The sequence below is a fragment of the Bartonella sp. W8151 genome, from assembly GCF_016100385.1.
GTDB lineage: Bacteria > Pseudomonadota > Alphaproteobacteria > Rhizobiales > Rhizobiaceae > Bartonella > Bartonella apis.
This window is the reverse complement of sequence record NZ_JACFSO010000001.1, coordinates 199,911-221,995: the sequence shown is the minus strand read 5'-3', so window position 1 is coordinate 221,995 and position 22,085 is coordinate 199,911. Positions and strand designations below refer to the sequence as shown.

Annotated in this window: 23 protein-coding genes; 13 read left to right on the top strand and 10 right to left on the bottom strand. The window is 46.4% G+C overall.

The window, feature by feature from the left end:
- Positions 1–4: 4 nt before the first annotated feature.
- The gene (thiD, locus tag H3V14_RS01060; protein ID WP_210326514.1) at positions 5–850 is read right to left on the bottom strand and encodes a bifunctional hydroxymethylpyrimidine kinase/phosphomethylpyrimidine kinase; all 846 of its coding nucleotides are present in this window, start codon (positions 848–850) and stop codon (positions 5–7) included.
- Positions 834–1,250, bottom strand: a complete 417-nt coding sequence (locus H3V14_RS01055) for a hypothetical protein (RefSeq protein ID WP_198226108.1) — start codon at positions 1,248–1,250, stop codon at positions 834–836. Before H3V14_RS01055 ends, thiD begins: the two co-directional genes overlap by 17 nt.
- Positions 1,251–1,449: 199 nt before the next feature.
- Here H3V14_RS01055 and H3V14_RS01050 point away from each other — a divergent pair, with 199 nt between their 5' ends.
- The 7 genes from H3V14_RS01050 (at position 1,450) to H3V14_RS01020 (ending at position 8,103) form a co-directional block, all read left to right on the top strand.
- The gene (locus H3V14_RS01050) at positions 1,450–2,166 is read left to right on the top strand and encodes a gluconate 2-dehydrogenase subunit 3 family protein (protein ID WP_075869444.1); all 717 of its coding nucleotides are present in this window, start codon (positions 1,450–1,452) and stop codon (positions 2,164–2,166) included.
- A 3-nt stretch (positions 2,167–2,169) separates the two neighbouring features.
- Complete coding sequence (locus H3V14_RS01045) at positions 2,170–3,939, top strand: GMC family oxidoreductase (RefSeq protein ID WP_075869443.1); 1,770 nt, start codon at positions 2,170–2,172, stop codon at positions 3,937–3,939.
- Between the two features lie 12 nt (positions 3,940–3,951).
- On the top strand, positions 3,952–5,247 hold the full coding sequence (locus tag H3V14_RS01040; RefSeq protein WP_198226107.1) for a cytochrome c: 1,296 nt from the start codon (positions 3,952–3,954) through the stop codon (positions 5,245–5,247).
- 123 nt (positions 5,248–5,370) lie between these two features.
- Positions 5,371–6,177: a 1-acyl-sn-glycerol-3-phosphate acyltransferase gene (locus H3V14_RS01035; protein ID WP_198214418.1), complete on the top strand. Its 807-nt coding sequence runs from the start codon at positions 5,371–5,373 to the stop codon at positions 6,175–6,177.
- A gap of 64 nt (positions 6,178–6,241) precedes the next feature.
- Positions 6,242–6,922 carry an energy-coupling factor ABC transporter ATP-binding protein gene (locus H3V14_RS01030; RefSeq protein ID WP_371809436.1) on the top strand — a complete coding sequence of 227 codons (681 nt, stop codon included), beginning with the start codon at positions 6,242–6,244 and terminating at the stop codon, positions 6,920–6,922.
- Positions 6,919–7,539, top strand: a complete 621-nt coding sequence (locus H3V14_RS01025; RefSeq protein WP_198226105.1) for an energy-coupling factor transporter transmembrane protein EcfT — start codon at positions 6,919–6,921, stop codon at positions 7,537–7,539. Before H3V14_RS01030 ends, H3V14_RS01025 begins: the two co-directional genes overlap by 4 nt.
- A gap of 12 nt (positions 7,540–7,551) precedes the next feature.
- Positions 7,552–8,103 carry a biotin transporter BioY gene (locus H3V14_RS01020; protein WP_198226104.1) on the top strand — a complete coding sequence of 184 codons (552 nt, stop codon included), beginning with the start codon at positions 7,552–7,554 and terminating at the stop codon, positions 8,101–8,103.
- Positions 8,104–8,168: 65 nt separating this feature from the next.
- On the opposite strand, the gene H3V14_RS01015 is transcribed toward H3V14_RS01020, so the two are convergent.
- A complete protein-coding gene (locus H3V14_RS01015; RefSeq protein WP_075869437.1) occupies positions 8,169–8,618 on the bottom strand; it encodes a universal stress protein in 450 nt (149 codons plus the stop codon).
- A 366-nt stretch (positions 8,619–8,984) separates the two neighbouring features.
- Here H3V14_RS01015 and H3V14_RS01010 point away from each other — a divergent pair, with 366 nt between their 5' ends.
- The gene (locus H3V14_RS01010) at positions 8,985–10,070 is read left to right on the top strand and encodes a D-alanyl-D-alanine carboxypeptidase family protein (RefSeq protein WP_198226103.1); all 1,086 of its coding nucleotides are present in this window, start codon (positions 8,985–8,987) and stop codon (positions 10,068–10,070) included.
- Positions 10,067–11,161: a GTP-binding protein gene (locus H3V14_RS01005; RefSeq protein WP_198226102.1), complete on the top strand. Its 1,095-nt coding sequence runs from the start codon at positions 10,067–10,069 to the stop codon at positions 11,159–11,161. Before H3V14_RS01010 ends, H3V14_RS01005 begins: the two co-directional genes overlap by 4 nt.
- A 462-nt stretch (positions 11,162–11,623) precedes the next feature.
- Here H3V14_RS01005 and H3V14_RS01000 read toward each other — a convergent pair whose 3' ends face one another.
- The 7 genes from H3V14_RS01000 to tsaD all read right to left on the bottom strand — a co-directional run bounded on the left by H3V14_RS01000 (position 11,624) and on the right by tsaD (position 17,242).
- A complete protein-coding gene (locus H3V14_RS01000) occupies positions 11,624–11,860 on the bottom strand; it encodes a sulfurtransferase TusA family protein (RefSeq protein WP_198226101.1) in 237 nt (78 codons plus the stop codon).
- Positions 11,853–13,046, bottom strand: a complete 1,194-nt coding sequence (locus H3V14_RS00995) for a murein L,D-transpeptidase family protein (protein WP_075869433.1) — start codon at positions 13,044–13,046, stop codon at positions 11,853–11,855. The genes H3V14_RS01000 and H3V14_RS00995 overlap by 8 nt, the downstream gene beginning before the upstream one ends.
- Before the next feature lie 706 nt (positions 13,047–13,752).
- Positions 13,753–14,406 carry a methyltransferase gene (locus H3V14_RS00990; RefSeq protein WP_198226100.1) on the bottom strand — a complete coding sequence of 218 codons (654 nt, stop codon included), beginning with the start codon at positions 14,404–14,406 and terminating at the stop codon, positions 13,753–13,755.
- A gap of 52 nt (positions 14,407–14,458) precedes the next feature.
- Positions 14,459–14,884 (bottom strand): EVE domain-containing protein, encoded by a 426-nt coding sequence (locus tag H3V14_RS00985; RefSeq protein WP_198226099.1) that lies wholly within the window; start codon positions 14,882–14,884, stop codon positions 14,459–14,461.
- Position 14,885: 1 nt separating this feature from the next.
- A complete protein-coding gene (locus H3V14_RS00980) occupies positions 14,886–15,176 on the bottom strand; it encodes a YciI family protein (protein WP_198226098.1) in 291 nt (96 codons plus the stop codon).
- 3 nt (positions 15,177–15,179) lie between these two features.
- On the bottom strand, positions 15,180–16,169 hold the full coding sequence (locus H3V14_RS00975) for an NAD(P)H-dependent glycerol-3-phosphate dehydrogenase (protein ID WP_369522663.1): 990 nt from the start codon (positions 16,167–16,169) through the stop codon (positions 15,180–15,182).
- A complete protein-coding gene (gene tsaD, locus H3V14_RS00970) occupies positions 16,166–17,242 on the bottom strand; it encodes a tRNA (adenosine(37)-N6)-threonylcarbamoyltransferase complex transferase subunit TsaD (RefSeq protein WP_198226097.1) in 1,077 nt (358 codons plus the stop codon). Before tsaD ends, H3V14_RS00975 begins: the two co-directional genes overlap by 4 nt.
- A gap of 272 nt (positions 17,243–17,514) precedes the next feature.
- On the opposite strand from tsaD, the gene H3V14_RS00965 reads away from it, so the two are divergent.
- The 4 genes from H3V14_RS00965 to H3V14_RS00950 all read left to right on the top strand — a co-directional run bounded on the left by H3V14_RS00965 (position 17,515) and on the right by H3V14_RS00950 (position 22,085).
- Positions 17,515–18,201: a uroporphyrinogen-III synthase gene (locus H3V14_RS00965; RefSeq protein ID WP_198226096.1), complete on the top strand. Its 687-nt coding sequence runs from the start codon at positions 17,515–17,517 to the stop codon at positions 18,199–18,201.
- A gap of 88 nt (positions 18,202–18,289) precedes the next feature.
- Entirely contained in the window at positions 18,290–19,768 is a 1,479-nt protein-coding gene (locus H3V14_RS00960) for a COG4223 family protein (protein ID WP_198226095.1), read from the top strand.
- Between the two features lie 16 nt (positions 19,769–19,784).
- Positions 19,785–21,350 (top strand): heme biosynthesis protein HemY, encoded by a 1,566-nt coding sequence (locus tag H3V14_RS00955; protein WP_198226094.1) that lies wholly within the window; start codon positions 19,785–19,787, stop codon positions 21,348–21,350.
- Positions 21,351–21,596: 246 nt separating this feature from the next.
- Positions 21,597–22,085 (top strand): TerB family tellurite resistance protein, encoded by a 489-nt coding sequence (locus H3V14_RS00950; protein ID WP_075869424.1) that lies wholly within the window; start codon positions 21,597–21,599, stop codon positions 22,083–22,085.

The window sequence follows — 22,085 nt, the reverse complement described above, 5'->3', positions numbered from 1 at the left end:
CAGTTTAATCGCCGGTCATCCCGTCTCGCCATAATTCATAAAAATGATGAACAGGCCCATGCCCGTGTCCGACTTCGAGTTTATTTGAAGCGGCAAGTGCACCGGTCAGATAGCGTTTTGCAAAACGTACCGAATCAACAAGTGGCGTTGTCGGTAATAAAGCGGCAATGGCTGCCGAAATTGTGCAACCGGTGCCATGGTCATTTTTCGTTGCAATGCGTGGTGCTTCAAGTTCGATAACGCCGTGGCGGTCACAAAAAATATCGGGGCTTGTCGTTGTTTTGAGATGCCCACCTTTCAAGAGCACAGAACGACATTTGAGTTCAAGAATATCGGGTGCGCATTTGCGCATTTCTTCGAGTGACCACTGCGGTTTTGTCTTAAGAAGAACCGCTGCTTCCGGTAGATTGGGTGTGATAATGGCAGCCATTGGAACAAGCACATTGCGGATAATTTCTATGGCATCGTTTTCAAGCAATAAATCGCCGCTTTTGGCCACCATGACGGGATCAAGAACAATATTGCTTGCGCCATAATGGATAAGCTTATCGGCAATAACTTCAGCTATTGCAGCATTGGCCACCATGCCGATTTTCACCGCATCGACTTTGATGTCTTCAAAAACAGCATCAATCTGGTCGGCGACAAAATCGGCATCCATGGCTTTGAATGCCCGAACACCTTGCGTATTTTGTGCAACAACAGCTGTGACAACACTCATGGCATAAGTTTTCATAGCCGAAAAAGTTTTGATATCGGCATGCATTCCCGCACCTCCGGAAGGGTCGGTTCCGGCAATTGAAAGAATGCGGGGAATCACAGTTCCGTTTTTCTTAACTGGTGACGTCATTGCAGCGTTTTCCTGTCCAAGTATATCGGGGAACGTTCATACCTGTTCCCCAAAGGCCATCAAATTCACCAAATTTTTCGTCAAATTTCCAGATGGCAAGCCCGGAACCATATTTATCTTTCCATTCGACCGATCGTTCACGACCTTGCTTTTTTACAAGTTCTTCGACAGTTCCCTTGGTGACATTATCACCATCGCGATAAGTCATGGTGCCGATTAAGCGGCCATCTTCAGTTTTGCCGAGCACGACTTCGGAACGGACAATATAACCGGCATTATAGACGAAACCGCAATAGCGACCTTCGGGTTCGAAGGACGGGGTTCCGGCAGAAGAAAAGACGAGCGAGCATGCCATCCATAAAGGGGCGAGCACGAAAACTATCAAGTGATTCTGTTTCACGAGAATATCCCCCCTTTTTCAAACTTTTAACGAAGCATAAACGAAAACAAAAAAATAGAAAATGGATAAAGATATCAACGTTTAAAAATGTGACAATCAACTGAAGGTTTATCACTTTTTCGGAGCTCACGGTCTTGTTGCTTAAATCTTGCCATAATTCGTGTAACGAGGGCACAGTATTTCGCTCGTGGAGGTATTTATGACACGAAAAAATTTGAACGCAACCAACCTGTCCATTACGAGGCGGGGCCTTCTTATTGGGGCAGCAGCATGTGCAGCTGCCGCATTATCGGCCCGTCACGTTATGGCACAGCCACAGGGGCCAGTTCCTTTGCAAAACTATCAGCGGTCTTTCTTCAACGCTGAAGAATGGGCTTTTGTGATGGCCGCTACTGCCCGAATTATCCCGTCAGACGGGAAAGGACCCGGTGCTTTGGAAGCACGTGTTCCGGTTTTCATTGACAAGCAAATGGCTGATCCCTGGGGGCAAGGGGACCACTGGTATAGACAGGCACCTTTCAATCGTGATGCGCCGCGTTACACAGGTTATCAGGCAGAACCTTCACCTGCCGAAGCCTATCGTATTGCTATTCCGAAGATCAACGAATGGTGCAAAGCACAGTATGGTGCAATTTTTGCCGAGCTTCCCGCTGAAAAACAGGATGAAGCTTTGAAACGTATCGAAAAGGATGAAGTCGAAATTGCTGAATTGCGTTCTGGCGATTTCTTCTCGTTCCTTGTGCAGAATACCAAGGAAGGTTATTTCGCCGATCCTCAATATGGTGGCAATTATGACATGGCTGCATGGGTTTACATCGGGTTCCCCGGTGCACGTGCAAGCTTCCTCGAATGGGTCGAAAAGGATAATGTTCCTTATAAACTCGGGCCCGTTTCACTCTCAGGTCAAAGGGCTTAAATCATGACACAAACAATGAAGAAGAAAGACGTTGTCATCATCGGCCTCGGATGGACCGGCGCAATCAGTGGCATCGAACTTGCAAAAGAAGGTTTGGAAATTTTAGCACTCGAACGTGGTGAAGACCGCGATACGGTTCCGAGTTTTGCTTATCCGAAGCCGGCTGATGAATTGAAATACGGTGTCCGTCTCGGTACCGCTGTTCGTCCGCGCGATCATACGGTAACGATTCGCAGAGGTCTTGACCAGGTTGCTCTCCCCTATCGCCAATTGGGTTCTTTTCTTCCCGGTATCGGCGTCGGTGGAGCCGGTATTCACTGGAACGGCATGACATGGCGTGCACAACCGGAAGAGCTCAGAGCCCGTTCCTATATCGAAGAAACTTTCGGCAATATCATTCCGGAAGATATGACAATTCAGGACTGGGGCGTAACCTATGACGAATTGGAAAAACATTTCGATATGTTTGAAAAGGTTGCAGGTGTTTCGGGTACCGCCGGCAACCTGAACGGCAAGATTCAAGAAGGTGGCGATCCGTTCGAAGGCCCACGCAAAAACCCCTATCCTATGCCGGCTTTGCCCTATACCTATAATGGGCGGCTCTTTGCAGCGGCTGCAAAGAAAATCGGGCTTCACCCGTTCCCATGCCCGTCGGCTATTGCTTCCGAGGCTTATACAAACCCTTACGGTATGCAAATGGGGCCTTGTAACTATTGCGGTTTCTGCGAACGTTATGGCTGCCTCAATTATTCGAAAGCTTCACCACAAGTCAGCGTTCTGGCTGCCTTGAAGCGTTATAAGAATTTTGAATATCGGGTTAAATCGGAAGTTTTGCGTATTGAAAAATCCAAAGACGGCAAGACTGTAACCGGTGTTACCTATGTCAACGAAAAGAATGAAGAAATCTTCCAGCCGGCAGATCTCGTTATTCTTGGCGGTTTCATGATCAACAACGTTCACCTGTTGCTGCTTTCCGGTCTTGGTCAACCTTATGACCCGATTACCGGTGAAGGTGTTATCGGCCGTAACTACGCCTACCAGACTGCTATAGGCGGTGGCACATTGTTCTTCAAAGACAAAGTGTTCAATCCGTTTGTCGGTACCGGTTGTAACGGTTCTTATCTTGATGATTACAGTTTCAACCAGATTGATATGGCTAAAGAAGGCTTTATCGGTGGCAGCCGTATTTCGTCAGGCCAAACCAACGGCCAACCAATTCGCAATATGCCGTTACCGGGTGGCACACCGGCATGGGGTGCCGAATGGAAAAAGGCTGTTGGTGATTGGTATGGACATGCAATGTCGATTAGCCAGCACGGTTCGGTTATGTCCTATCGTGATGCCTATCTTGATCTTGATCCGACTTATAAAGATAAATTCGGCCGTCCGTTGATGCGTATGACGTTCAACTGGCACAATAATGAAATCAAGATGTCGCAATACATCACAGATAAGATCAACAAGATTGCCGATGCAATCGGTCCTGATAAATATCGTCAGAATCCGGCGATGAAAGAAGGCCAGCAATATGATACCCGCATCTATCAAACAACCCACACTGTGGGTGGTGCGATTATGGGTACAGATCGCAAACGTTCGGCATTGAACCGTTATCTCCAACACTGGGATTACCACAATCTGTTTGTTCCGGGTGCCAATGCATTCCCGCAGAACATCCAGCATAATCCTACAGGAACGCTTGGTGCTTTGACCTATTGGATGCTTGAAAATATCAAGTCCGATTACCTCAAAAACCCGCGGTCTTTGGCATAGGAGAAAAATCCGATGAAACGTTTAGTACAAATTATTATTGGATTGGTAATCCTTGCAATTATTGTCATTCTGGCAATCATGTTTGTGCCAATCAAACGAACCGGCCCGACAGAAGCTCTTTCTCCGGACTTCAAACCGGAACAGGGACGGGGTGAATATCTTGCCAGAATGGCTGATTGTGCAGCCTGCCATACTGCGCCCGGTGGCCAACCTTATGCGGGTGGTCGTGAAGTCAAAAGTCCGTTCGGCATTATCTATTCATCCAACATCACACCGGATGAAAACGGTATAAAGAATATGACACTTGACCAGTTCCGTGATGCTTTGCGTGACGGTATCGGCAAGAATGGCGAGCTTCTTTATCCGGCAATGCCATACGAAAACTATCGCAAGATCAGCGAGCCCGACATTGTTGCGCTTTATGACTATTTCATGCACGAAGTGAAACCGGTTAGTGCCAAGGTCAAGGAAACCAATCTGTCATTTCCGTTCAACCAGCGTTGGGGAATCCGTCTTTGGAACCTCTTTGCCATTTCCGGCAAAGGTGGTTTCGAGCCGCGCTTCAACGATGCGAAACTTGATCGCGGTGCCTATCTAATCGAAAGCTTGGGCCACTGTGGTGCTTGCCATACGCCGCGTGATTTCATGTTCCGCCAATCGGGTACGAATAGCGATAGCAACAAATTCCTGACCGGTGAAACAATTGACGGCTTCTATGGGCCGAATTTGCGCAGCCCGAATTCATCCGTTGCAAATTGGACGGCAGATGATTTGAAGGACTATTTGCAGACAGGTCGTAACAGTCATTCGGCTGTTGTCGGTCCGATGAAACTGGTTGTCGAAGAATCAATGCAATTTGCAACCGAAGACGATCTTGATTCAATCGTTGCATATCTTAAACATATTGCACTTCCTGGTGACGCACCAAAACAGGTACGTGATCCGAAAAAGACAACAGATATGCTCACTGAAGCAAAACCGGATATGGCACTTGGTGCCCGCCTTTACATGGATAACTGCAATGCTTGTCACTTTGTAAATGGTAAAGGTGCGAAAGGCGTCTTCCCGGAGCTTGACGGTGCAAAAATCGTCAATGCGAAGGATGCAGGCGGGTTGCTACGCGTTATCGTTAATGGTTCACGTATGCCATCGACCGAAAAACGCCCTGCAGATCTTGCAATGCCGGGCTTTGGCTGGCGTATGAATGACGACGAAGTTGCAGCACTTGCCAATTTCTTGCGGTCGAGCTGGACCAATGATGCTCCGGCAGTTACTGCTGCAGATGTCGCAAAGGTTCGCACGAAATAATAAAGTGTGAAAATTACAAACAAATTTGAAAACGGCCTACGGGCCGTTTTTTATTAAGGTGTTTTCTCGAAACATTTTGCTTTATAAGCAGGATTGATTTGAATAGCTTGAAATGGAAACATTATGGTTCTTGCAATCCGGTCAATCCTGTTTACGGCAGCGTTCTATCTGACAACTTTTGTCCAGATGATTCTTTATGCGCCGTTCTATTTTTTCCTTCCGCGCAAAAAAGCATGGATTGTTCCCAAAACATGGGCGCGGGTGAATTTATTTCTGCAAAAACATATAGCTGGAACCGACTTTGAAATCGAAGGGCTCGAGAACTTGCCAAAAGGTGCCTATATCATTGCGCCAAAACACCAATCGGCATGGGAAACGTTCGGTCTTGTTCCTTTTCTTGACGACCCCTCGCTTATTATGAAGCGCGAATTGACGTGGATACCGATTTTTGGCTGGTACATGTTGAAAACCGGCATTATTCCCATTGACCGCGGCTCGCCTTTGAAAGCCATGAAGGCAGTTTTGAACGGCGCCAAAGAAAAAGCGGCAGAAGGTCGCCAGATTCTGATTTTTCCGGAAGGTACACGCCGTCAACCAGGGGCTGAACCCGCTTATAAACCGGGTATTGTTGCCATTTATAATGAACTCGGTTTGCCGGTTGTGCCCATTGCCCACAATGCCGGGCTTTATTGGCCCCGTGGCAACTTCCGCCGTTATCCGGGTAAAATTCGTGTCCGCGTGTTGCCACCTATTGAAGCGCACCTCAATAAACGCGAATTTTTGCCTCGCCTGATAAAAGATACCGAAAGTGCTTGTGACGAATTGCTCGTGAAAGCAGCGCTTGATCCGAATCCTCCGGCTATGCCGCCGACAGCAGTTAAAAGACTGAAAGAGTTAGGCGTTGATTGGAAAGGACCAACTCGCGAATAGGCTTCGTGTGTCCGGTGGTTCCGGACCAATCAGTCGGGAAAAAACCTCATTAATCGGGAATTCAATTGCAATGATTGAGCTTAAAAATGTTTGTGTCGAGGCGGGCGGCCATAAGATACTCGATAATTTGAATTTGAAATTAGCCGAGAAGCGGATTGCTATTATTGGTGCCAATGGTTCAGGCAAAAGTACTTTTGTGCGATTGCTTAACGGTTTGCGATTGCCGACATCGGGTGAAGTGCTAGTCGATTCACTCGACAGTCGCAAATATGGCAAAGACATCCGTCGCAAAGTGGGGTTTGTCTTCCAAAATCCGGATAACCAGATTGTCATGCCGGTTGTTGAGGAAGACCTTGCTTTCGGCTTGAAAAATATCGGAGTTGAAAAAGCCGAAATCTCACGACGGATCGACTATGTTCTTGACCGCTTCAACCTTCAGCAAACACGGTTGCAATCTGTGCAAAGTTTGAGTGGTGGCCAAAGGCAGCTTGTTGCACTTTGCGGTGTCATTGTCATGGAGCCGGAAGTCATCGTGTTTGATGAACCCACCACGCAGCTTGATCTATTAAACAAGCGTAAAATGACAGAAACAATTTTTGGCCTTTCCCAGCAGGTCATTGTCGTCTCTCACGATCTTGATATGCTCGAAAATTTTGATCGGGTTATTGTTATAGATCATGGTAAAGTCGTCTTTGACGATATACCGGAAAAATCGATCAGCTATTATGTGGAGAAGATGGCATGACCGATCCGAGCTACGGAACAACATTTATTCATCGGCTTCCGGCAGGCTTAAAGCTTTTTATTGTTTTTTTCGTGAGCATCGGGCTTTTTTATTTTGCATCGCTTCCATTGGCGATTGTTTCACTCATTGTCGTCTGGTGCCTTTTTTCCCTTGCCGGATTTCAATTTTTCAAACCCCTTTTCGAACTCAGGAAAATTTCGTGGCTTCTTGTTGCTCTATTCATCATCCAGTATTTTTCGGTGAATTTTGAAAGTGCCGCACTGATTGTCATAAGGTTATCAAGCCTTCTTCTGCTTGCAACGCTGGTAACCTTGACGACGCCATTTTCGAAAATGATGGCCTGTTTTGAAAAGCTGTTTTCATTTATGCGGTTTTTCGGCGTAAATCCGGCAAAAATATCGCTCGGGCTGTCGCTCACTTTACGGTTTATTGAAATTTTTTCCGATATATCAAAAGAAGTGCGCGAGGCACAAAAAGCACGGGGGTTGGAAAAAAGTGTTTTTTCTGTCATTATGCCGGTTCTGATAAGAAGCCTTAAAGTTCAGGCCGATGTTGCAGCCGCAATCGAGGCGCGTTGTTTTGATGAAGATGTGAACAATAAAAACGAGAAAAATTGAGCGGGGAAGAAAATGTCTATTCGTGATATTGTAGCGGTTGCGCTTTTTGCGGCCTTCATAGCTGTTTTGGGATTATTTCCGGCCATACCTGTGCCCGTTATACCGGTACCCATTACTGCTCAACTGTTAGGAATTATTCTTTCCGGTGCAATTTTGGGCGCAAAAAAAGGTTTTGCCGCCTGTCTTCTGTTTCTGATACTGGTTGCAGCGGGGCTCCCGCTTTTGTCCGGCGGGCGTGGCGGCATATCGGTATTTTTTTCGCCTACAAGCGGTTATCTTTTCAGTTTTCCTTTTGCAGCAGGCTTTATCGGCTATTTCTATTCGCTCTTTCGTAACAGCCTGACACCGGCAAAAGAAATACTGATCATGATGGTCGGTGTTTTTTGTATTAATCACCTCTTCGGCATTATCGGGCTCGTATTTATTGGCGGAATTGATTTTTCCAAAGCTTTTTTAGGTGATCTTATTTTTATTCCCGGAGATATGGTAAAAATTGTTCTCGCCTATTTGATTGCGAGCAGGCTGCGCAAAGCTTTGCCGGATTTGATGGACGGAAATGGATAAAACAATGTAGAATAACAAAAAGCGGGCATAACGCCCGCTTTTTAACGAAAATTAATTTTTTAACCTTATTTGATAACCATAACCGGACGTTCACTCATTGCCAGAACTTCGGAAGCCTGACTGCCGAGAATGAGCCGGTTAACGCCACGACGACCATGCGAGGCAATAATAATAAGGTCGGCATTATGCTCGTTTGCTGCATCGACAATACCGGCAGCAGCAAGCTGGTTTTCCGCATGAACGCCTTTTGCTTTAACACCCTGTTTTTCAGCTTTGTTAAGCGCACCCTCTAGAATCTTGCGTGCGCCGTCATCCATTTCTTTGCGGAATTCATCGAAAGCTCCGGGGCTTGAAGCCCATTCGGCACCAACAACAATGCCGTAAGACGGCATCAGGCTTGTGACGGTAACAACGAAAAGCTCGCCACCCGTTTTTTTTGCAAGTTCGACAGCTGCATCAACACCACGGCCAGCAAGCTCGGAACCGTCCGTTGCTACAAGAATACGTTCATACATATTTGTTTCCTTCCCTCTTCAACGCGGACTTATGCCCTAATATGCAAATAAGAACTATCTCGCTCCGCTTCAATATTTTTAGAGCCAAACTTTTCCAAAGTATACTATATTTTGTCAGTCTATTGTTCTCTCATTGTAGAAACCGGTTTATTCACAGGCAAATGACTGGTTACCGCCTGTCCGAAAGGGAAAAAATCCTATCAACTTCTGTGTTATCGGCCATATTTTTATGCGATTTTGAATTTTATGAGCTATAGAGTTAATAAGCACTATCGGTAAAGAGAAAGCTTTCATTCTTCTCCGGTAAGAGACCGGTTCGAAGAGAACCGGAAATGATAAAGATACGTCCAATTTGGATCACATGATATGCGTAAGATAACGGGTGTCACTGCCCTTTTTTTATTGTTTTTTATGAGTCTGGCTGTGGCAAGAGCCAACCCATATCTATCCGTCGATGTCGCAACCGGCCGTATTCTTGCCCATAACGATGCATTCGACCGATGGTATCCGGCTTCATTGACAAAGATGATGACAGCCTATGTTACTTTTCGCGCTCTCCATAATGGAGAGGTGACGCCACAAACAAGGGTAACAGTGAGTGCTGCTGCAGCAAAACTCCCCCCCAGTCATTCAGGGTATAAACCGGGTTCTGTTCTTGATCTTGACACAGCATTGTCGATCACTCTGGTAAAATCCACCAATGACCTTGCAACAGCAATTGCCGAAACAGTGGGTGGCTCGGAACAAGCTTTTGTTGTTCGTATGAATGAAGAGGCACAGCGCCTTGGCATGTTCGGAACCCATTTTGCCAATGCCAATGGCCTTCCTAATCCCGACAATTATTCGACAGCCCGCGACCTTGCCGTTCTGGCAGTACAGATCCGTCGGGAATTTCCGCAATATGCCCATTATTTTTCAATTCCTGCGATCGATTTCGGGGGAGGGCGCAAAGTCGAACAGAATTCGAATAATCTGATAGGGCGTTTTTCCGGTGCTGACGGCATGAAAACCGGTTTTATCTGTGCATCAGGATTTAATCTTGTCGCATCTGCGACCCGCAACAAGCGCACGATTATAGCCGTTGTTCTTGGTGCCGATCGTATTGATCAACGTGAAGCTTTGGCAGCCAAACTGTTAAATGATGGTTTTTCCAATCAGGGCTCATCACAGACAACTCTTGCAACATTGCAGCCTTACGGAACAAAACTCACACAGGTAAGCGATATCAGAGACAGAATATGCAATGACGATGCCTGGAAAGCACGTATGCAACATCGTGATGAAAAAGGGAAAGTAGTTTTTGATTCACCTTATATTTCGGCGCGACCGCTTGATGTAACGCCGTTGCAAGTGCGGCTGATTTCGGCTCCGGCGCCTGCAAAACCGGGTGAAATACCGGCATGGAAAATTCCGGTTCCGACACCTCGTCCACAGACAATGGATGCACAATGACCGATTTTAAAAACCGTATCGCTGTTACAATTTTTACCGGTTTTCTGGGATCGGGCAAAACCACCTTGCTTAATCGGGTTCTCAAAGACCCGCTGCTTACCGATACAGCTGTTATTGTCAACGAATTCGGTGAGGTAGGAATCGATAATCTTCTCGTTGAACAAGCTGATGATGGCGTTATCGAATTATCCAATGGCTGCCTTTGCTGTACAATGCGCGGCCAGCTTGTCGATAGTCTCGCAAGTCTTGTCGACAGGCTCCAGACGGGCCGTATCAAACGCTTGAACCATGTGGTTATCGAAACCACCGGTCTTGCTGATCCGGCACCCATTCTGCAAGCTCTGCTAGGCCATCCGGCAATGGTTCAATCTTTTGTCATAGACGGGGTTATTACCACTGTTGATGCGATAAACGGATTGGAAACTCTTGCAAGGCATAAAGAGGCACGCAATCAGGTTGCATTTGCCGATCGGATTGTTCTTACCAAAACCGATCTTGTTGCTGATAAAAAAACTCTCGAACCATTGGTTGACGAGCTTGGCAAACTTAATCCCACAGCCGAAATTCTTTATTCCGATGCTGCCCATTGTCCGCCATCGGCACTCGTCAATATCGGTGTTTTCGATTTGAATAAAAAAGCGCCGGATATCAAAAACTGGCTTGGTAAAGAAGAGGACCACGAGCATCATCACCACCACCATGATGTCAATCGGCATTCCGATACGATTCATGCTTTTTCTCTCACCCATGACAAACCTGTTCCCTATTTTGCGCTGGAAGCTTTTATAGATCTTTTGCGAGCCAATCATGGGGCACAAATGTTGCGCATGAAGGGGATTGTCGAACTTGAGGAAGATCCGTCACGTCCGGTTGTCATCCACGGTGTCCAGACATTGTTTCATCCTCCGGTTCGGCTGTCCGGATGGCCGAACGACCGTCATGAAACTCGCCTTGTTATGATTACCGACGGGATAGATGAAACGACAGTGCGTGAAATGTTCGATGCTTTTTTGGGAAAACCTGTACTCGATAAGGCTGATCGGGCAGCAATGACAGATAACCCGCTCGCAATACCGGGATTGAAATTCTAGTTTAACAGTTTTTTGCCCCCGAAGATTTCTGGTTCCGTTTAGCTGGTTCGCCGGTTTTTGCTATTTATTTTTTTATGTTGTTTGCCATGATACGGGACTTTGAGTGGTAACCCTCGGCGAGAAGATACTAATACAAAATAGCGCGATCGATGTTGTTATAGACGTTGTCAGTTTTTGACAGGAAACTTCAAGCGAGCAAAAACATAGCTGGTTCCGTAAAGATTTTGCGTGAAGTAAAGAGCTTGAAAAGCAAGGGAAAGAGCCTGCAATTCCGGTAAAAAGCGGAAAAGCATGTTCTCGCACATAACCGGAAATATTTTTCTGGCCAGATGCAAAAGAAAAATTATCCGCCACTTGCTAAATCCGGATTTCAGCAAGGCTATCGAAATGACCGGAAGCACATGCGCTTAGACAAGGGGCAAGGGAATTTGTTTTTTATTCTTTTGAATAGGTGTCGTTTTTTCACGATTTTCCGTGTGGTATGATGGCAAGGTGATTAATGCCGTTTTCGAGGCTTTTTTCAAAGCCGTAATGATACTGGCGGCAATAATTGGCAATATCCAAAGGTGCCAACGGGTCATCGCTCAATATAACAAGAGTCACACCATCCGGCAGTGTGGCTTGCTTTTTTCTTGTCTTTAAAAGAATAAGCGGGCATTTGAGCCCGCGCAAGTCATATGTGAAACTTTTTTCAACCACCGAATAATTTCCAGAACGGTTTCTTGGTCGGCGTTTCACTTGCCGCGGGAGTAACCGGAGCACCGGAATTTTGTGCTTCTTCTTCGGCAAGCGATTGGCCACCGGTTTCCGGTTTCGGAGTCGGCACTACAGTGCTTGCCGATTTCCCGGTCGGGTTGGTAGCCTTGGATGCAACTGCGTTTGCAGGTGCTATATCCGGCGCGTTGGGGGTTTCTTTCGATGCCGGCGTTAATGACGGCGGTTCACGCGAAACCTGTACCCCCGAAGCACGTTTACGGCTCCAATCGGCAACGAGAGATGCTTCCTCTACCCCTTGGATTGTTGGAGCCGGTGCTTTCATTTTCTTTTCACGGGCTGAAGAAAATGCATCGTCATATTTCTTTTGGTATGACGCAAAAGCTGTTTCTAATGATGAATCGGGAATTGCAGCAGGACATACGCCAGCCGGTGTCAAAGCCTTACCGTCAGTATTGCGATTGAAAACATAGCGTTTTTCACAAACGTCGACCTTTGGCGGGCGTTTTGTTACTTCAAAAATGTCATAGCCTTCTTTGAGCATTGTCCAGAATTTATAGTTCGGGTCATTGCGATAACGAGCCATATTTTCGGCTGTCATGCGGAACGGAAAAGCTTCCAACTGGAATTCGCGTTGCCCACCTTTGAAAGAGTCACGCCCGAAAGCGTAGATCTGTGCAATGTTTTCGTCGCTCATCGAATAGCAGCCGGATGAGGAACAGGCCCCATGCACCATCAGATGTTGGCCGGTGCGCCCGTTGACCTGATCGTAAGCATTGGGAAAGCCGATATTGAAAGCGAGATAATAGTTCGAATTCGGGTTCATCTGGCTTGGACGGATTGTATAGAAGCCTTCCGGTGCCTGCCTGTCGCCTTCCATATATTTGGGTCCGAGTTTTCCCGACCATTTACATATGTTATAAGTAGAAATCAGGTCATATTTTCCGGTTCGTGTCTGCTTCCAAATCTCGACGACACTTTCTTCCTTGAAAACCCGCACAACGATAGGCGAATATTTTTCCATATTCTTGGCGGCCATCTTGTCTTGGAGCTTTTTAGGCAATTCCTGGGTAGCTTTGCCGATTTGCGGCAAATTGGATGACTGCTGGCAACCACTCAAAAAAGTCGCAGTCAGAAAGAAAGAAGCAAGAAGTGCGGTTCCAAATTTCATTCACAAAGCTCCGGATGAGCAGGTTCACGAAGGTTGAAGTTTCGTCAAGTGACGGGATTTCGTCAGTTGAAAAGTTGAACTTGAACCAATTCTATTTACCATACCATAATAGCAAAAAAATTAAACTTCCCCTAAAAAGGTGCGGTTCACCCGAGTCAAAAATCGTTGAAGCGATTTTTCTCCATTAACCATCTCGGCTTGGCAGTTCTCCTGCAGATTTTCATCGGCATGAATGCCGCTTTTATGTTGTCTCTCGTCTTCGGTTTCATATTTGGCCGGAATTGATATCCTCGGCAAAGCCTCACTTGAATTCGTCATGTCCTACTACAGCTTTTCAACAGCTGGAAATCGCAGGAAACGAAAAACAAGACATCAATCGCTTGCTTCGTTCTTGTTGTGTTACTGATAAAAATATCGCCCTACACACATGCGAAAAAAGAGAAAATGCGAACCATAAATACTTTCGTCTACCCGACTATATCCTTTAGGGGCGGCTTCCCTTCAACAATTTCACGGTAACTTTTTTGAAAAAAAGCCCGCATGATCAATCACCAACGATCATGTCCTACCACTTCCTATAATATAATGATTGGCTAAACGACTTCTAAGGGGGCTTAAACAATTTGTTTGGCGCTCACTGAATAATGGTGGACGAGTGTCTAATACCGACCTTTTTAGGCAATGTTGCAAAGGCCAGTATCAATTTTCAGATTTTTACTTGCCAGATTGTTACGTCTTTTGAACTTTTATCTTCTATTGCTTTTGAAACACGAAGATTGAATGTTGCTTTTCTTTCCAGCAATTTTTCGGGAAGGTAAGCGCGGGCGGGGTCACCAACGAATATAGCGGTCCTTGACCGGTCAAAACATTGAAACCACTTGATGACGGTTTCACTCATTATTTTGTCATAAAAGACATCGCCGGCAAGGATAACATCGAAAGCGTTTTGTAACGCCTCGCCTTTATTGACAAGATTGTCGTTTTCGATCGTCACGGACACATTATTGAGGCGGGCATTAAGCTGGATTGCTTCACATGCAAAGGCATCAATATCATTTGAAAGAACTGATAAAGCGCCCGCCTGTTTTGCAGCAATGCCGACAAGGCCCGAACCGGAAGCGAAATCGAGCACTTTTTTGCCCTTCACTATTTCGGGGTTTTCCAGAATGTAAAGCGCTAATGCCTCGCCACCTGCCCATGGAAAAGCCCAATAAGGTGGCGGAAGATCTATTTTTCCCATCTCGGCTTCAGTCATATGCCAGAGTTTGTGGACTTCATCGGCCTGATAAAGTTTTATCGAGGGGATGTTGAGACAAGCAAGCGGAGAGGTGTTTTCGAGAATGAATGTTTTTTTGTCCATCGCGGTGGCGAATTAAATATTTTGCCGAAATTATCAACTCCTGCCGAAATTTTCAGGGAGCCGGTGAAAGCCCTCCCATCCGGCAGACTTCTTGCCACTCATCATCGCGCACCGGCTGCACCGAAAGGCGCATGGAAGTCACCAAAGACATATTGGCAAGTTTCGGGTTGGCTTTAACGGCTTTCAAAGTGACGGGCTTCGGCATATCGCAAACAGCGCGGATATCGACACATTCCCAACGCGGATCATCAGTCGTCGAATCGTGGTGGGCAGTTTTGCAAACTTCGACAATTCCAACGATTTCCAGTCCTTCATTGGAATGGTAAAAGAAACCCTTGTCACCAATTTTCATAGCACGCATATTGTTACGAGCCTGATAATTGCGCACGCCGTCCCACTGTTCGCCTTCGGCACCTTTATTTTTTTGCATATCCCACGACCATTTGAATGGTTCGGATTTGAATAACCAGTAAGCCATTCTACATTTCCTCGGGATTGTTAACGCTCCAGCGCCATGGACGGATTTTGACCTCACTGAACAGTCCTGCTTGTGCATAAGGATCGTTTTTTGCAAAGTCCTCAGCTTCTTCTGCCGATTTTGCTTCCACGACCATCAAAGTACCATCAGGCTTATCATTACCATCAAGAAACGGGCCGGCGAATTTAACCGTTTTGCCGAGACTTTTCAGATATTCGAGATGTTTGGGACGTATGTCGAGACGAACATTCAAATGGTCTTTTTTGTCATTGCTGATGACGGCGTAAAGCATTGTCTAGTCCTCCGATTTCAAGGGGCGGGTAATAAGCGTGGTAACAGCTTGGTCAATGGTAATGCGTCTGTCAAGCAGAGCGGCGACGGCATCAATCACCGGTGCAACGATATTTTTTCTGCGACAGAGCCCGGCTGCCCCGGGGGCAGTGGCAACGCCTTCGGCAAGTTTCAAACCGTCTGTCGATTTGCCTTGTGCGAGTGCAAAGCCATAAGAAAAATTACGTGATTTTGTTGATGAGCAGGTAAGGATAAGATCTCCCAATACCGAAAGGCCGGTCATGGTTTCAACTTTCGCACCCATGGCCTTTCCGATGCGACGCAACTCGGCAAAACCGCGGGTTACAAGAGCTGCTTGTGCACTTGCACCAAGGCCACGTCCGGCAGCAGCACCGGCCGCAATTGCAAGCACATTTTTTAACGAACCACCAATTTCCACGCCGACAATATCGTCGCTCGCGTAGCACCGGAAAACAGGTCCCGAAAACAGATGTGCAATCTCTTTGGATAATTCGATGTTTTTTGCGGCAATTGTTACAGCCGTTGGCAGACCACGGGCTACATCTTCCGCAAAGCTCGGGCCGGAAAGTGTCGCCATTTTATGATTGGGCAAAATATCCGAAACAATGTCGGACATGAAGCGTCCGGTTTTTTGTTCTATGCCTTTGGCGCAAAGAATAATCGGGGCTTTTTCAGGAATAAAGCGGGCAAAACTGTTCAATGCGGATGCAAAAACCTGTGCCGGAATGACAGCAAGAACAAAATCGGCAGAAGCGAGTGCATAAGCCGCATCAGTCGTGGCGGAAAATCCCGAGGGTAAAACCACATCCGGCAGATAATACGGGTTGATATGATGATTATTTATTTTTTCGACAGTTTCGGGATTGCGCCCGTAAAGCGCTACATTGTGCCCGAGATTATGAGAGAGAACGGCAAGCGCTGTCCCCCATGCACCGCTTCCCATCACGGCGATTTTTTTGCCCGTTTTGTTCACGCTTTGGCTCCCCGACGTCCGGCACCGATCAATGGTGATGAGTGTTCATCAAGTGGCCAGCGCGAGCGCGGCGCAATATTGAAGGATGAGCGGTCACCGTGAATAAAATGTTGAAGTCCTGCATATGCGATCATCGCGGCATTGTCTGTGCAAAGACCGATTGGCGGTGCGATAAATCTGAATCCATGTGTGTCACACAATTTTTGCAATGAATTGCGAATGGCTTTGTTGGAGGCAACACCGCCTGCAACCACAAGGCATGCCTCTTTATCAGGATAATTGTTTTTGAAAACTGCAAGCGAACGTTCGACGCGGTCGCTCAATGTGTCGGTCACGGCAAGTTCGAAAGAAGCTGCAATATCGGCGATATCTTTGTCACTCAAAGGTGCCATTTCCATAGCGATTTGCCGCACCGCGGTTTTAAGGCCGGAAAACGAAAAATCGAGCCGCTTTTCACCTTTTAACGGTCTTGGTAGTTCAATTCTCTGATTATCGCCTTGAGCGGCCAGTTTTTCGATAATCGGCCCACCGGGATAGGGAAGGCCAAGAAGTTTTGCTGTTTTATCAAAAGCTTCTCCCAGTGCATCGTCAATAGTTGTGCCAAGGCGTTTGTAATCTCCCAATCCTTTGACCAGAATAACTTGCGTGTGGCCGCCTGAAACAAGCAGCAGAAGATAGGGATAGTCAAGATTATTGGTGAGCTTTGCTGTCAGTGCATGGCCTTCCAGATGATTAACGGCAATAAAGGGCTTGTTTGCCGCAAGAGCCAGTGCTTTTGCCGTCATCAAACCGACAATTAATCCGCCGATCAGTCCGGGGCCACCTGTTGCGGCAATGGCATCAATATCTTTGAGTTCGATTTTTGCTTCTTCAAGCGCACGCTTGACGAGCCCGTCCAGAATTTCGACATGAGCGCGCGCCGCAATTTCCGGAACGACACCACCATAAGGAACGTGGTCTTCAATCTGGCTCCAAACGATATTGCTGACAATATGGGCTTTATCACCCTCGTCGCGTTCGACGATAGCGGCAGCCGTTTCATCACAACTCGTTTCAATTCCCAAAACACGCATTTTGCGCCCCAAGTTCCTTTCTATAAGCCATTTCAGGCAAGTCTTGCCTTTTATCTTCAGGCGAGATTTGACCTGCCGCCGATGCCTTTACTCCGTTAGCATGCAAGGCCTTCAATTGTCAGTTTTAACTTTTTTCGCTATCATTGAAAAAGCAACTTTAAAGCCGGTTTTACCAAATAGCCAGTTCTATCAGATAGAATCTGTTAGGTTTTGAAGAAAAGCTATAAATCCCGGTTTTATCCGTTCGTTTTGAAGAAATGGAGTTTTCCTTTATGGTCATTCTGGTGACGCGCCCTGAACCCGGAGCAACGCGAACCGCGGAGCATTTGCGTCATTTGAAGTTATCTCCCTATATTTTATCTCTGTCAAAAACCGTTCAATTACCGGTTTTCCGGCAGGATTTTTCCTGTGATGCGGTTATCGCAACAAGTGAATCGGCATTTTTATATGGGAAACCAAACCTCATTGAAAAACTGCGGGGAAAGCCGCTCTATGTTGTTGGAAAACATACAGCAGAAGCAGCAAAAAAAGCCGGTTTTTCCGATATAGTTCTTGTCTCACCCGATGCGAAAACGCTTGGACATAAATTTGAAAGAGCGCCAACCGATCGCATTCTTTATCTTGCCGGTCATGTACGCCGGCCGGATCTTGAGGGTGAGTTGCACCAGAAATACAAATATTTCGAGACAATTGAACTATATGATACGATGCCGGTAACGCTTGACGACAAACAAAAGCTGAAGATTCCACAAAAAATAGATATCGTTATGCTTTATTCAGCTATGGCTGCTGCTGGTCTTAAACAAATTAGCGGCTATATTAATCAGTCAACAGTACTTTTATGTCTTTCCGTGCGCATAGCAAATGCTGTTCCAAAAACGTTTTTGAATGCGCCGGTTATAGCATATGAACCGAATGAAGATGCGATGTTGGATGGGGTGAAGGCAATATTGGCTTAAAGTATTTTTCCTATTTTGATGATATAAACCATTCTTTCATTTCACGCAGGTATCCTGGTCACGGATTAAACAAGGAAAGCGAGGAGCTATGGCAGAGCCTCAAAAACCAAAGGCTAAATCTCAACATTCGGGTAAAACCCGTAAGCCCCCATTGGTCGATCTTCATGCAGAAAAGACACTTCACGCAGAAAAGACAGGCATTCCGGAAGCCGAACCTGTGGTTATTGGCACAAATCAGGAAAGTTCCGTGACAGAAGCCCAACGGCAAAGTGATAAAACTTCCGGTGCTAAAATATCCGCCGAGCCAAAGACCGAAACCAAAAAGTCTGCCAATCAGGATGCACCATCAAAGCCCGCCGACACGAAAACGGCCTATGGAACCGATAGAGAAAAAAGTGGGGTAAAAATGGCAAGTGACCAGACCTCCCATAAAGGTGGAAAGAATAATAATAATGGTTCACCATCTTCCGGACAAGAAAGCGTGAGTGGAACAAAAGGGGTGAGCGGCCTCAGCCACTTTGCTTCGGGTGTCGCCGGAGGTGTCATTGCTCTTATCATCGGAGCAGGCCTGCAATGGAGCGGTTTGCTGCCAGGTCTTTCAGAACAGGATAGCTCTACGCAAGCCAAATTGGCAAATCTTGAAAACGAAATTGAGAGCCTCAAACAGAATGCCACGGAAGGTGCAACTGTAACAGCAGAGCTTTCTTCTGCCGATCGGCAGGCGCTTGATAAAGTTGTGGCTCATGTCAGTGAACTCGACAGTAAAACAAATGCTATGGGCGAGCAATTGTCAGGCATGATTGATAATGTTGAGGCATTGAACAATGTTGTCAATTCTTCCATCCGCGATAACACCAATCCGCAGGCAGCCGAAATTCTGACAAACAAATTTACCGACATTCAAAACCGGTTGCAAACTCTGCCCGCGATTTCGGAAAAATCGGTTAAGGCTCTCGATCTGGCTCAAGGGAATGCTCAAAATATAGATCAATTGAAGGAGCAGGTAGAAGAGATAAAAAGCGAGATTAAGACGCCCATTCAAGGCAAAGATGTCGCGGCAATAACAGCGGCAAATGCGCTTAAGAATGCTATTGATCGCGGTGGTTCCTATGCGAACGAACTTGGCACACTTGAAAACATTGCTCCAGATATGACTATGCTTGATAATCTCAAGCAATATGCCGACAAAGGTGTACCCAATCAGGCCGAACTTTCAAATGACTTTGCACGTGTTGCCGATCGGATTGCAAAAACAGACGATAAACCGGCAGATGATGCAGGGTTTGGTGAAAAATTATGGGCTGGCGCGAAAAGCCTCGTCACTTCTCGCCCTGTCGGCAATGTCGAGGGAAATAGTGCCGGTGCGATTGCTGCAAGAATGGAAGTGGCAATCAAGAAAGGTGACAATGAACGTGCCTTGAGCGAATGGCAAAATCTGCCACAAAGTGCCAAGGATGTTTCATCCGATTTTGTCTCGAAGTTGAAAATACGGCGTGATGCCGATGCGGTTTTATCGGAGATATTGAATAGCCTGATGTCTTCGTCTACGCCGCAAAACTTGAATTAGAGGGGTATGAAGAAAAATGGTTCGCGTACTCTTTTACGTTCTTGTAATAGCAATTCTTGGAGCCGGTTTTGCCTGGCTTGCCAATAATCCCGGCAATCTGGTGATGGACTTCGGCTCAAGCCGGGTCACTGTTTCTGTTTTGACAGCAGTGATTGCTTTCGTTCTGCTGGTTGTTGTCGTTTTGCTTTTGCTCTTCATCCTGAAATCGGTTTTTTCAGCACCTTATAAACTCTCCCGTCACCTTGAGGAACAACGGCAGAAAAAAGGTCGTGAAGCATTGTCAAGCGGACTTCTTGCAGCTTTATCGGGCGATGTCGATACGGCCAAACGCATGAACAAGCGTGTTGCCCGTTATCTTGATAGCGAAAATGAACCTCTTGCCAAATTTCTGGACGCAAAAACATTACTTATTGCAAATGATGTTCCCGGTGCACTTCGCGTTTACGAGGAGATGAGCAAATCTCCGAAAACACAGCTTGCGGGTTTTTATGGGCTTTATCGTGAAGCAATGAGATCAGGTGCCTATGAAGCCGCCGGTCAATATGCTGAAAAAGCAAGTTCGATAGCCCCATCGCTAACATGGGCCAATCAGGCAATGCTCGACCGGTTATGCGCTGAAGGTTCGTGGGAAAAAGCGCTTGAGCTTTTTGATCGGGAAGTTAAATCTCTGCCGCGGGCTGAACGGTCTGATAAAAAACTCACACATAAACGTGTGGTTCTTTTGACCGGTCAGGCCAGAGATATGTTCGAATATTACCCTGATGAAGCAAGAAAAACTGCGCTGAAAGCCCAAAAGCTCGACCCGTCATTTGTGCCTGCAACACTTGTGGCAACCGATATTCTCTATCGTCAACATGAAATCGGCAAAGCCGACAGACTCATTGAAAATTTATGGAAAAAGTCACCCCATGCCGATCTGGCAAGTCTTTATCTCAATGGTGAAGAACGTGCTGTTGACCGCTTGAAAAAAGCAAAAGCTCTTGCCCAAAAAAATCCGCAAGCCTTTGAATCATGCTTCATTGTTGCCCGCTCGGCTTTCGATGCAGGCGAACTTGGGCTTGCCCGTGATCAGGCGGAAAAAGCGGTAAAGATCGCACCCCGCGAGAGTGCCTATCTTTTGCTTGCCGATATTGAAGAAGCGCAAAGCGGAGATCAGGGGCGGGTACGTCAATGGTTGTCTCTGGCAGTGCGTGCCGATCGTGATCCGGTTTGGATGGCAGATGGCAAAACTTTTGACAAGTGGCAACCTATCTCGCCCATCAGCGGCAAATTGGATGCATTCCGGTGGCAGGTTCCTTCACGCACTCCGGGATTGACTTTAAATCCTGATGAAGTCATTCCCGCTACAATCGAACAAGCACCGGTCAAAATTAAAAAAACTGCTAGTACGGATCGTGGCAACACGATGAATGCCAATGTGAGGTCAACAAATTTAAAAGACAGGGAAGACAAAAATAAGGGAACACAGACATTCCATACCAAACCGGTTATGATTGTCGATGCTGTTGACCCGTCAAAACCGGAAACTCCTGTCGATGCGACCCGCATCAATGTTGATGATCCCGGTGTGCATAAGAAATAATGCGTCCGTAAGAAATGATATGTGCGCAAAAAAGTGTTTGGGAAAATTTGATCGTCGATCATATCTTCCGTTGTAACTCGTTTTATAACTTCTACGAGAGCGGGAATGATCTGTTAAGCGGCATGTCGGAACATATGCCAAGCCTATTGAGAAACCCGCATGAACACAAAACTTGAATAGTGAAGTTTTTTAAAGAAAATTTATGCAAAGTAACATGCATGACAACTCTAGAAGCGAGGACAGGGATTGATATTAAAGCATCTGGAAGACTTTATAAGATCGCTTGGGAAAGGTGGTCCCGAATTTGGCAACGATGATCCGCGGGTAGCAGCGGTTGCTCTGGCTTTTCACATTGTTGATGCCGATGGGCAGGAACAGGGTGTCGAGAAAAAAGTCCTCTATGACATCGTCTCCCACGAATTCGAACTCGCTGAACCGGATGTGAAAGCGTTGATTGAAGCTGGTAAGGCAGCCAATCGTGACAGTCTCGACATCTTCAACTTTACCTCGACATTAAAACGCCATCTTACAAAAGAAGAATGCATCAAATTTATCGGCGTGCTGTGGGAAATTGCTTATGCTGATGGTTATATTTACGAGTTGGAAGATACGCTGATCTGGCGGATTGCGGAAATGATTGGCGTTGACCGTAAGGATCGACTGGAATTGAAGAAAATGGTGGGCCAAAGGAAACAACTTCCGGAAAAACCGAAAGGCCTGCCAGAAACTAAATAG